General features: G+C 67.4%; 10 protein-coding genes. 6 read left to right on the top strand and 4 right to left on the bottom strand.

The features are described from left to right. The 4 genes from HYU53_12550 to HYU53_12535 all read right to left on the bottom strand — a co-directional run. Nucleotides 1-1,082, bottom strand: a 1,082-nt coding sequence (locus HYU53_12550; GenBank protein MBI2222022.1) for a carboxypeptidase regulatory-like domain-containing protein, incomplete at its 3' end; no start/stop codon positions are given. Nucleotides 1,083-1,258: 176 nt separating this feature from the next. Beyond that, nucleotides 1,259-2,515, bottom strand: a complete 1,257-nt coding sequence (locus tag HYU53_12545) for a VWA domain-containing protein (GenBank protein ID MBI2222021.1) — start codon at nucleotides 2,513-2,515, stop codon at nucleotides 1,259-1,261. A 7-nt stretch (nucleotides 2,516-2,522) separates the two neighbouring features. Beyond that, nucleotides 2,523-3,077, bottom strand: coding sequence for a hypothetical protein (locus HYU53_12540; protein MBI2222020.1), 555 nt, complete (start codon nucleotides 3,075-3,077; stop codon nucleotides 2,523-2,525). Nucleotides 3,078-3,239: 162 nt separating this feature from the next. Beyond that, entirely contained in the window at nucleotides 3,240-3,827 is a 588-nt protein-coding gene (locus HYU53_12535; protein ID MBI2222019.1) for a hypothetical protein, read from the bottom strand. Nucleotides 3,828-3,917: 90 nt separating this feature from the next. Here HYU53_12535 and HYU53_12530 point away from each other — a divergent pair, with 90 nt between their 5' ends. From HYU53_12530 to HYU53_12505, 6 genes are all read left to right on the top strand, one after another. Next, nucleotides 3,918-4,325 (top strand): response regulator, encoded by a 408-nt coding sequence (locus HYU53_12530; protein ID MBI2222018.1) that lies wholly within the window; start codon nucleotides 3,918-3,920, stop codon nucleotides 4,323-4,325. Between the two features lie 14 nt (nucleotides 4,326-4,339). Next, entirely contained in the window at nucleotides 4,340-5,368 is a 1,029-nt protein-coding gene (gene hemE / locus HYU53_12525; GenBank protein ID MBI2222017.1) for a uroporphyrinogen decarboxylase, read from the top strand. 66 nt (nucleotides 5,369-5,434) lie between these two features. Further along, nucleotides 5,435-6,700 carry a protoporphyrinogen oxidase gene (gene hemG, locus HYU53_12520; protein MBI2222016.1) on the top strand — a complete coding sequence of 422 codons (1,266 nt, stop codon included), beginning with the start codon at nucleotides 5,435-5,437 and terminating at the stop codon, nucleotides 6,698-6,700. A gap of 16 nt (nucleotides 6,701-6,716) precedes the next feature. After that, on the top strand, nucleotides 6,717-7,349 hold the full coding sequence (locus HYU53_12515) for an O-methyltransferase (protein MBI2222015.1): 633 nt from the start codon (nucleotides 6,717-6,719) through the stop codon (nucleotides 7,347-7,349). Beyond that, entirely contained in the window at nucleotides 7,346-8,263 is a 918-nt protein-coding gene (gene rocF / locus HYU53_12510) for an arginase (protein MBI2222014.1), read from the top strand. Before HYU53_12515 ends, rocF begins: the two co-directional genes overlap by 4 nt. Nucleotides 8,264-8,288: 25 nt before the next feature. Then, a partial coding sequence (locus HYU53_12505) for a DUF2911 domain-containing protein (GenBank protein MBI2222013.1) occupies nucleotides 8,289-8,725 on the top strand: 437 nt, incomplete at its 3' end.

Below are 8,725 nucleotides of genomic sequence, written 5' to 3'. Positions count from 1 at the left end.
CCGGTGTCGTAGCTGAACCGGTTCTGCAGCACGCTGCTCAACTGCTGCAGGTCCGAGGCGAGCACCCTCGTCACGCCGCCGGCGGCCGGCTCTCCCCCGAGGTTCGCACGGAACGTGGTGCCCGGCTCCTTCAGCTTCTCGTCCTCGACGTTGCCGAAGAAGAAGCTCCGGTTCCTCCAGATCGGTCCGGACGCCCACCCGCCCGTGTTGCGAAATTCGAACGTGCCCGGGTTGACGGGCAGCGATTTCGCTTCCGTCCCGACCAGGCTCTCGTCGCGGAACTGGTGGTAGAACGACCCGCGGAACTGGTTCGTTCCACTGCGCGTGACGGTGTTGACGCCCGCGCCGACGAAATTCCCCTGCCGCACGTCGAACGGCGCGACGCTGACCTGCACTTGTTCGATGGCGTAGAGAGAGATGGGCGCGACGCCCGTCCGATCGCCCGGCTGTCCCGCCAGGCCGAAGGAGTTGTTGAAGTACGAGCCGTCGACGGTGATGTTGTTCAGTCGATTGTCCTGCCCGGCAAACGTCCCGCCGCCGCCGGCCTGCGGCGAGAGCCGCGTGATGTCGTCGATGCGCCGGTTGATCGTGGGCAGCACCTGGATCGCGGCCTGGTCGATGGCGGTCGCCGCACCCGTACGGTCCGAGCTGAACACCGGGTCCGACTGCCCGACGACCGTCACTTCCTCCGTTACCGCGATCCCGCGCACCGTAAACTGCAGGTCGCTCGCGACCCCCAGGTTCACCGTCACGTTCTCCTGGACGGTCGGCTCGAACGCCAGCCCGGCGCCCTGGTGGAAGATCGTCACGGTGTAGGGCCCGCCCACACGCATGCCGATCATCTGAAAGCGTCCCTGCTCGTTGGTCACCGCTTCGTATCGCGTCCCCGACGGCTCGTGGACCGCCATGACCCCCGCGCCGGCGACCGGCTGCTTCTGTCCGTCGACGACGATGCCGGCGATGCCGCCGGTGGTCACGCCCTGCGCCGAGGCGTCTCCGGCCGGCCACAAGAAAGCTGTCAGCGCCAGCAGGGCGAGCATCCGCCCCGCGGGCCACGTAGTGACGTCCAGCAAGCGTTTCATTGAATCACTCCAGTGGTTGGACATGTCCGCGGACGTGTCGAGACACTCCGGCAGTTCGGCAGACCCGATGACCGTTTTGACTGTGAAATAGTGACCAAAAAACCGTTCGAAAGTATATCAGAGCGCCTATGACAGCTCTATGACAATCCGCTGCGCCGCGCGAGGATTCCTGCGGCCTACCGGCTGCCTCGGGCCGGCCCCGGGTTGGGCCTCAGGGTGTACTGCGGGCGCGACCAGACCGACAAATTCGGCCGTTTGACCTTCACTTCGATCTTGCGCGTCCGCTTGGTGGGATCCGGATTGCTGGAGTAAAAGCCCAGCACGTAGTAGTCGCTCGTTTCCGCGTCGATTCGCTTGAGCGCCTTGTCGAAATCGTTCTGGTTCACGACCGCAATCCCGCCGGTCTGTTCGGCGATGACCCGGAGGCTGTCCTGCGACGTGCGAATGTAGTTGCTCCAGTCGGTGGAATCCACGTTCTCGTCCAGGTCCGGCATGCCCACCAGGCCTCGCGGATCGATCGTGTAGAACGTCGTGTTGGCGCGGTTCGCGGCGCGCGTCAGCTCGGCCAGCTCCCGTACCAGGTCCGCCTCGGCGAAGCGGTTGTTCTGGTTGTTGAACGGATCGGTGTAGTTCCCCTGATCGCTGTCGCCGGAGAACGTGCGGTACTTCTCGCTCTCCTGCTGCTGGCGCGTCTGCGAGAACGGATTGAAATCGTATCCGTTGCTCACGTAGATGAACGCCTTGCGCCGGTTGTGGACCGTCTCGAGCTTCTTGAGGATGTCGTACGCCGTGGAGAACGCCGTGTGCGCGCGATAGCGCACTTCGCTGACCCCTTCGGCCCCTTCCGGCTGCTCGAGAATCTCCGACGGCTTCAGGCCGTTGCCGGCGATCTTCTTCAGCGCTTCTTCCAGCCGCTTCATGTCGTAGGTCAGGTCGATGGCAATCGACGAGGGGCCGGTGGACACGATGCCGAACATGTCCCCGTCGTGCACGAGCGTCTTGCCGATCTTCTTGAACAGCTCGCGGATCCGGCCGGTGTTCCGGAAATCCAGGTGCAGGTCGTCCACGAAGATGATGAAGATGCGCCCCGCGGCGTCGTTCATCGGCCGCTTCGCCGGAAGGATGATGCCCTCGGCGGGCGGCGCCGGCGGCGGCGTGAGCGAGTTGAACGTGCGCCCGCCGTGCACGAGCACCATCGAGACGATCGACTGCTTGACGTCGTCCTCGTACACCTCGAAGTCGCTCTCCTTCAAATCGCTGATGAACTGCCCGTTGCCGTCGCGGACGATGACGTCCGACGTGACGAGATCGGCGCGCGCCCGGTAGGTGGGCTGATCCGCGGGTGCCGGCTGCGCGGAGGGGGGCGGCGTCTGCGCCGTCAGGGCCACGGAAGTCAGCGCGGCCGCGGCCAGGGAGAGGACCTTTCGAAGCATAAATTGATTATACGCCGTCAGTTGGCGGCTGCCCGCCGCCAGATTTGCCACCACCTCTGCGGCGCCGCCGGCGGCGGCGACCGCCGCCGACCTGGGCGCGCAGCGCCTCGTATCGCTGCTCGAACGTGTCCATCGCGAGCCGCGCCGCCTCGAGCGTCTCCCAGCTGTTCGGGTTGAGCGGCGCGGCCTCGCGTCCGAGCTCGCCGCGCCGCGCCTCGTCGGGAAGCCGCTCGATGCGCTGCATCAACACGGTGTAACGGCTGCGCAGGTGCGCGGCCCCTTCGGGGCCCAGCAGAATGGACGCGGAGGAAGACGGGATGGCCGGAGTCGGTTCGATCGGTTCCAGGCTCGTCCCCTGAGAGGGTTCTGCAGGTTCTGCGGTGATGCTCGGGTCCGTGCTCTCCGGCTCCGCGGAACGTTTCTTCTTGCGCTTCGCCTCGCGCGCCTCGCGGTGCTCGCGGCGGCGGGCCGCCTGCTCCTCGGGAATCTGCTGCGGTGGATCGCGCAGAATGCGCCCCCAGTCGAACGACACGCCCGGATGCCGTTCCTCCAGGAGACGCATCGCCTCCTCGTCGAGCGCCGCGCGTCCCACCTTGACGTACGGGGGCGTGCGGAACCAGTACAGGATGCGTGACTCCGTCCGGCCGTGGCGCTTGATCGGCAGGACGAGAGAGGTGTGCTCGTAGCCGCGCTTGTCGCGGCCGAAGCGCAGGAACGGCAGGACCTACTTCCTTTTCTGCGCGCGCGAGGCGGTCTTCTTCGAATTGGACGCCCGCGCGGCGGGGCGGCGCGCGGCAGGACGGGCAGCAGCCCCGCGCGCGCGTTTGGCGGCGGGGCGCGCAGCGGCCGGCTTGCGCCGGGGGGCTTCAGGCGCATGCGCGGCCTTCGCCGGCGCCGCGGGCGCACGGTGCACCATCGCAAACCGAATCTGGTCGCCGATGGCATGGTAGCTCCAGATCTCCGCGAAGGCGACCTGGCTTTCCTCGGCAAGCCGGCGCGCCATCTCCACCGAACCCGCCGGCACATACAGATGAAACGGAATGCGGCTCCGCCCGAAGTGCGCCCACTGCGCGAGCGCCTCGAGATGGTTCACCGACTCGTTCGTTTCGACCTCGATCACGCTCGCGATCTTTCTGCCGCTCGACAGCACGAGGTCGGGAAAGAGCGTGAGGTTGCCGGAGCGGACGCCGGCGTTCTGTTCGTCGCCGATGTTCGTCGTGACCTCGAACTTTCGCTTCAGCTTTGCCTGCAGATGGCGAATGACGCGGTCGTGTTCGAGCTGTTCGCGGACGGGTCTGACGAGGATCGGCATCGGCCTCCGGCGGTGTAAGTAGGAGGATCGCAGGAGGTTAACACAAGCCGAGCTGGTAAGGATAGGGCAGAAGTGTGCGATAATCGCCCCGTGATTGCCTTGGCCGACCCCGTCCCGGCAAGCACCGCCACCCGGACCATTCTCATCGTGGATGATGACCTGGCGGTCGCGGACACGTTCGCCCGCATGCTGAGGCTGGAGGGTTTCAACGTGGCGACCGCTGTCAGCGCCGAAACCGGGCTGGAACTCGCCGACAGCGTCCTGCCGAACGCCATCATCCTCGACCTGCGGATGCCCATTGTCAACGGGCTCCAGTTCCTGCGCCACATCCGTTCAAAGACGCACCTGCAGGACGTGCCGGTGGCCGTGGTGACCGGGGATTATTTTCTCGCGGAGAACACGGCGGCAGAGCTGAAAACGCTGGGGGCATCGGTCCGGTTCAAGCCGCTGTGGCTGGAAGACCTCGTTGCGCTCGCGCGCACCCTGCTTTCCACCTGATTCTGGGAGCCTCGGTGAACGATCGTTTCCTGCGGGCGTGCCGCCGGCAGCCCGTGGACAAGACACCCCTGTGGTTCATGCGGCAGGCCGGCCGGTACATGGCCGACTACCGTGCGATACGCGCCCACCACACGCTGCTCGACATCTGCCGCACACCTGAACTGGCCACCGAGGTTACGCTGCAGCCGGTGCGGGCGATCGACGTGGACGCGGCGATTCTCTTTTCCGACCTGCTCGTCCCTCTCGAGCCGCTGGGCCTGCCGTTCGATTTCGTGAAAGGCGAGGGGCCGTCAATCGAGCGCCCGATTCGCTTGGCCTCGGACCTCGATCGGCTCCGTCGCTTCGAGCCGCGGCAGGAGCTGGCGCACGTGCTCGAGACCGTCCGCATCGTGCGTCGCGAGCTGGACGGCCGCGTGCCGCTCATCGGGTTCGCCGGCGCGCCGTTCACGCTGGCCTCGTACGCGATTGAAGGGGGCCCGTCCTCCAGCTTCGCGCACACGAAGGCCCTGATGTATTCCGACCCGCGGGCGTGGCACCGGCTCGGACTGATCCTCGCGGACATGGTGACCGATTACCTGAAAGCGCAGGTTGAAGCGGGCGCGCAGGTGGTGCAGGTCTTTGACTCCTGGGTCGGCGCGCTCAGCCCCGCCGACTACCGCGAGTTCGCGCTCCCCCACTCGCAGGCCATCTTCGACCGCCTGAAAGAGACCGGCGTCCCGGCGATCCACTTCGGCGTGAACACGACAACGCTGCTGCCGCTCATGCGGGAGGCGGGCGGCGATGTCATCGGCGCCGACTGGCGGATCCCGCTGGACGAGGCCTGGGAACGGATCGGGACCGACCGCGGCATCCAGGGCAATCTCGATCCCACGCTGCTGCTCGGGCCGCTCGACCGTTTGCGGCAGGGAGCGCGAGACGTGCTCCGCCGCGCCGCCGCCCGGCCGGGCCACGTCTTCAACCTGGGGCACGGCATCCTGCCGTCCACGCCGCTGGAACACGTGCAGGAACTCGCGCGCTTCGTGCACGAGGAATCCGCCAGGTGACTCACCGCAGAATGCGCGGAACACGCGGAATGAGAATAAGTGTCCGCGCGTTCTGCGAATTCTGGGGTGACTAGCCCTATTACGATCGTCGGCGGCGGCATCACCGGACTCTCGGCCGCCTACGAGCTTCACCGCCGCGGCGCGGACTTCCGCCTCCTCGAAGCCTCCTCGCGCTTCGGCGGCATCCTTCGGACCGACTACACGAGCGATTTCGTCATCGACGCGGGCCCTGACGCGATGCTCGCGCGCAAACCCGCGGGCATCGAGCTGTGCGAGGAGCTGGGCATCGCGCGCCGCCTGGTGCCCTCGCGGCCACCCCGCGCCGCCTTCATCGTGCGCGACGGCCGGCTGGAGCCGCTGCCGGCAGATGTCGGGCGAGCCTTTCAGGCAGCAGATGTGGGACGCGCCTTCCAGGCTCGCCCGGGCGGGCCTGAAAGGCCCGCCCTCCCCGTCTCCGACGAGTCCATCGCGTCGTTCTTCCTTCGCCGCTTCGGCCGCGAGGCGGTCGACTACTACGCCGATCCTGTCCTCGCCGGGATCCACGCCGGCGACGTCGAGCGCCTCTCCATCCGCGCGCTCTTCCCCGAAATGGCGGATCCGGCTCCCGAACGGCGCGCGGCGGATCCGCAGGGGATCTTCCGATCGTTTCCGCGCGGCATGCAGGAACTGGTCGACGCGCTCGTCGCCGCGATCCCGCGCGAGCGGCTTCGCCTCGAAGAGCGCGTGGCGCCAATCGCCACCCGCACCGGCGCGGACTGGATCGTCGCCGTTCCGGCATACGCGGCCGCGACACTGCTGGAAGCGGTGGATGCCGAGCTGGCCGCGTGGTGCCGCAGCATCCCGTACGTGTCGAGCGGCATCGCCGTGCTGGCGTATCCTCGCCGCAGCGTCCGCCACCCGCTCGCCGGCAGCGGCTTCGTCGTCCCACGCGTGGAGCGCGGCACGCGCATTCTTGCCGCGACATGGCTGTCGTCGAAATGGCCCGGACGCGCCCCCGATGACGTGGCGCTCGTGCGTGCGTTTTTCGGCGGCACGCGCGACCCGCGCGCCATGACGCTGGCCGACGATGAGCTGGTTGCCATGGCGCACGCGGATCTCGCGCGGCTGCTCGGGATCGAGTCGCCGCCCGTCTTCACTCGGGTGTACCGGTGGGTCGACGCGACGCCACAATACGAAGTGGGCTACCCGGAGAAACTCGCGGCCATCCGCACGCGTGCCGTCGCGCATCGCGTCCACCTGGCGGGCGCGGGTTTCGGCAGCATCGGCATCCCCGACTGCATTGCGGCCGGCCGCCAGGCCGCGCGCGCCGCGTTGCAACTGTCCCCGTTGTAGAATGGCCGGATATCGCATGGCTGTCCTTCGTTATCTGTTCTTCGCTCTCGCGCTGGCTGCTCCGGCGGCGGCGCAAACCACACCACCACAACCAAAGTCGCCGGACCTCGTCCCGCTTCTGCGCGAGATCAAGGACAAAGACACCGGACGCCTTGCCGTCTCAGAAGAAGACGGGCAATTCCTCCGCATGCTCGTGGCCGCCTCGCGCGCGAAGCGCGTGATCGAGATCGGCGGCGCCAGCGGCTACAGCGCGATCTGGATGGGCCAGGCCGTCCGCGCAAACGGCGGCCGGATGGTCACCATCGAATACGATGCGGCGCGCGCCCGCGAGCTGGACCGGAACATCCGCCGAGCCGGCCTCGCCGATGTCGTCCGCGTCGTCTCCGGCGATGCGTTCGTGCAGATCCCGAAGCTGCCGGGCACGTTCGATTTCGTGTTCCTCGACGCGTGGAAGAAGGACTACCAGCGCTTCTTCGACCTCGTGTTCCCCCGGCTCGATCGCGGCGGCCTGTTCGTCGCGCACAACGTCGTGAACAAGGCGGCCGAGATGGGCGACTTCCTGAAGACCATCAGGACCAGCCCCGCGCTGTGGAGTTCCATCGTCACGCCGTCGGGCGAAGGCATTTCGATTTCGTACCGCAGACCGTGAGCGCGACACGCCCCGTCCACATCATCGGCGTTCCCCTCGACCTTGGCGGCAATCGCCGGGGGGTGGACATGGGCCCCTCTGCCCTGCGGATCGCGGGGTTGCACGAGAAGCTCGAGTCGCTGGGCGTGGCCGTCGTGGAGCGCGGCGACATCCCCGCGCCCATTCCGGAGGTGAAGTCGGCAGGCGATCCCACCAAACGGTACATCCGCGAGATCGCCCGGGTGTGCCAGAAGCTGTACGACACGTCGCTGAGCGCGTTCGAGAAGGGGGCGATCCCGCTCGTCCTCGGCGGCGATCACAGCCTGGCCGCGGGATCGGTGGGCGCGCCGGCGGAGCTGGCGCGCCGGCAGAGCACGCCGCTCGGCCTCCTGTGGGTCGATGCGCACGGCGACATGAACACGCCGCGCACCTCGCCGAGCGGCAACGTGCACGGCATGCCGCTCGCGGCGCTCCTGGGATCCGAGCCTGCGGAGCTGTCCCGCATCGGGAGCTTTTCACCCAAGGTGACGGCCGAGAAGACCGTGCTCATCGGCATCCGCAATCTCGACGAGGTCGAGAAGAAAGAAGTACGCGAGTCGAAGGTGCGCGTCTTCACCATGAAGGACATCGATCGCCAGGGGATCGCCGCGGTGATGGAGCAGGCGCTGGCCATCGCCGGCGCGGGCACGGCGGGCATCCACGTGTCGTTCGACCTGGATGTGTGCGACCCGGGCATCGCGCCGGGCGTGGGCACGCCCGTCAAAGGGGGCCTCGACTACCGCGAGGCGCACGTCGTCATGGAGATGATCGCGGATTCGGGGCTGCTGACCTCGCTCGACCTGGTCGAGGTCAACCCCATTCTGGACGTCCAGAACCAGACGGCCGTGCTTGGCGCGGAACTGGCGGCGTCCGCCTTCGGTCTAAAGATTCTGTAGTGGGCTTACGATGGAGGAGATGCACATGAAACGTTTCGGTGTTCTGATGGCGGCGGTGGCCGTCGCCTCACTGGTCAGCCCGGTTGCGGGGCAGCAGAAGCGCCTGAGCCCTCCCATGACGGCGGAAGGGACGGTTGGCGGGGCCAAGATCGAGATCAACTACGGCGCGCCTTACAAGAAGGGGCGCACGACGTGGGGCGGCCAGCTCGTGCCTCCGGGCAAGGTCTGGCGGCTCGGCGCGAACGAGGCGACGACGATCAAGACGTCGGCGCCGATTACCATCGGCACGCTGTCGGTGCCGGCGGGCACGCACACGCTGTATCTCTGGTTCGGCGAGGACAAGACCGCCAAGCTGATCGTCAACAAGCAGACCGGCCAGTGGGGCACGGAGTACAACGAGTCGCAGGACCTCGGGCGCGTGGACCTCAAGGCCCAGAAGCTCGATGCCCCCGTCGAGCAGCT

This window comes from Acidobacteriota bacterium (assembly GCA_016184105.1).
GTDB lineage: Bacteria > Acidobacteriota > Vicinamibacteria > Vicinamibacterales > 2-12-FULL-66-21 > JACPDI01.
The sequence above is the reverse complement of the archived record's forward strand: the minus strand, read 5'-3'. Positions and strand labels throughout refer to the sequence as shown.

What these genes read in the sequence shown, in the direction of transcription:
- HYU53_12535 (MBI2222019.1), bottom strand. Translation starts at nt 3,827, where the DNA reads ATGCCGATCCTCGTCAGACCCGTCCGCGAACAGCTCGAACACGACCGC.
- HYU53_12545 (MBI2222021.1), bottom strand. Translation starts at nt 2,515, where the DNA reads ATGCTTCGAAAGGTCCTCTCCCTGGCCGCGGCCGCGCTGACTTCCGTG.
- HYU53_12515 (MBI2222015.1), top strand. Translation starts at nt 6,717, where the DNA reads ATGGCTGTCCTTCGTTATCTGTTCTTCGCTCTCGCGCTGGCTGCTCCG.
- HYU53_12540 (MBI2222020.1), bottom strand. Translation starts at nt 3,077, where the DNA reads ATGCGTCTCCTGGAGGAACGGCATCCGGGCGTGTCGTTCGACTGGGGG.